Origin of the sequence: Kitasatospora sp. NPDC001309 (assembly GCF_042896295.1) — a bacterium.
GTDB lineage: Bacteria > Actinomycetota > Actinomycetes > Streptomycetales > Streptomycetaceae > Kitasatospora.
The window spans coordinates 1-1,846 of the sequence record NZ_JBIAXC010000107.1; the positions used below are offsets into that span (position 1 = coordinate 1).

Consider the following 1,846-nt stretch of genomic DNA (forward strand, 5'->3'; position numbering starts at 1 on the left):
GACTGCGGGGGGGGGCTTGCTGGGGCGCGCCCCCCCTTTTGGGGGGGGCCGGGCTGGGGGGGGGGGTGGGGGTGGGGCGGGGGCGCCCCCCCTGGGGCGCCCCCCCGGCAGGAGGGAGGGCGGGTCAGACGGTCGGCAGGGTCTTCGCCGGGAAGTCGACCTCGGTGTGGCCGACCGAATTGAAGTAGTTGGTGAAGACGTTCAGCGCCACCGCGCCGATGATCTCGCCGACCTCACCGTCCGAGTAGCCGGCCTCGCGTACCTCGGCCAGCTCGGCGTCGGAGACGAAGCCCTTGGTGCGGATCACCGAGCGGGCGAAGCGCAGGGCGGCAGCGGTCCTCGGGTCGGCGGCCTCGGCACGTCCGCCGGCGGCCAGGTCGGCCTCGCTGACGCCGGCCCGGGCGCCGAGCACGTGGTGGGCGGCGTAGCAGTACTCGCAGGAGTTCTCGGCGGCGGAGACCAGGGCGATCTGCTCGCGCAGGGCGCCGGTCAGGCCGCCCTTGGCGAGGGCGCCGCTGAACGAGAGGTAGGCGTCCAGCACGGCGGGCGAACTGGCCATCGCCCGCATCATGTTGGGCGTCACGCCGAGGGCGCGCTCGACCTTGTCGAGCAGCACCTTGGCGGCGGGGGTGGCGGTGTCGGGGTTGACGACGGCGAGACGAGGCATGGCGAAGACTCCCGATACGGGTTGTTGTTGGCACTGCCAACTGATGTTGGCAGTGCCAAATATAGTTGGCGCTGCCTACAATGCAAGAGGCAAGGCCAACAAGGCCGAAGCGGGCGACCGGGCTGACCGGAGCGTGGAGGGAGAAGGGTGGAGGAGGTGGAGGGCGTCGCCGGACTCCCGGGACTGTCGCCGAGCGAACAGTTGCTGACCGGGCTCACCAGGCTGGGCCAGGCGCTGCGACTGAGCAGCTGGCACAACGCCGGGCCCGCGAAGCTGACACCGCTTCAGGCCGACATCCTGGTCTTCCTCGCGGGGGACCGCCGCCCGCGCCGCCAGGGCGAGATCGTCACCGCGCTCGCCTCCACCGCGCCCACCGTCAGCGACGCCGTCCGGGCCCTGGTCACGAAGGAACTGGTCGAACGTCGCCGCGACCCGGCCGACTCCCGCGCGGCATCCCTGCTGCTCACCGAGGCCGGCGAGGCCGAGGCCGCCCGGCTCGCGGTCGTCCCCGAACCCCTCGCGGTCGCCCTGGCCGCCCTGGACGACGACGATGTCGCCGCCATGCTGCGCGGCACCACCGCGATGATCCGGGTCCTCCAGGAGCAGCGTGCGATCCCGGTCTCCCGCACCTGTGTCACCTGCCGCTTCTACCGCCCACTCGCCCACCCCGAGACCCCCGAACACCCCCACCACTGCGCCTTCGTGGACGCGGCCTTCGGCGACGGTGAACTGCGCGTGGAGTGCCCGGACCACGAGCCGGCGGTGACTCCCGATCCATCGGCCGGTCAGCAGCACCGGCCAGGGCTGCCGTAGCGTCCTACCCGCCGGCCGTGAGCGCAGCCCGCTCGACGTCGAGGCCGGATCGACGGACCCGTGACCCGGCCTGGGCCAGGTCGGCGCGGGCGGCGTCGGCCCAGTGCGGCGAGTGCCATCGGTGGGCGACGCGCTCGGCACGGGCGAAGTGGTCGGCGGCCTCCTGCGGGCGGTCGAGCATCAGCGCGAGTTCACCGAGGGACTGGGCGACCGGGCGTAGGGCAAGAGAGAGGCCGACGGCTCCGGCCACGATGTCGTGGAACGGGAGGAGCTCCGGCTAGGGCCTGTCCGGCGGATCTTGCCAGGCGCGCGACGCCGGGCATCCCGCCTGGACGCACGCCCGAATCGCCCAAGTACGTCCAGTAC

Annotated in this window: 3 protein-coding genes; 1 reads left to right on the plus strand and 2 read right to left on the minus strand. The window is 73.1% G+C overall.

Translation table 11 applies throughout. The annotated features are described in order from the left end of the window. Positions 1-124: 124 nt before the first annotated feature. Positions 125-667, minus strand: a complete 543-nt coding sequence (locus ACFY2K_RS43445; RefSeq protein ID WP_387718673.1) for a carboxymuconolactone decarboxylase family protein — start codon at positions 665-667, stop codon at positions 125-127. Between the two features lie 147 nt (positions 668-814). Here ACFY2K_RS43445 and ACFY2K_RS43450 point away from each other — a divergent pair, with 147 nt between their 5' ends. Beyond that, positions 815-1,480 carry a MarR family winged helix-turn-helix transcriptional regulator gene (locus tag ACFY2K_RS43450; protein WP_387718676.1) on the plus strand — a complete coding sequence of 222 codons (666 nt, stop codon included), beginning with the start codon at positions 815-817 and terminating at the stop codon, positions 1,478-1,480. A gap of 4 nt (positions 1,481-1,484) precedes the next feature. Here ACFY2K_RS43450 and ACFY2K_RS43455 read toward each other — a convergent pair whose 3' ends face one another. Further along, positions 1,485-1,730 (minus strand): hypothetical protein, encoded by a 246-nt coding sequence (locus ACFY2K_RS43455; RefSeq protein ID WP_387718678.1) that lies wholly within the window; start codon positions 1,728-1,730, stop codon positions 1,485-1,487. Positions 1,731-1,846: the final 116 nt, after the last annotated feature.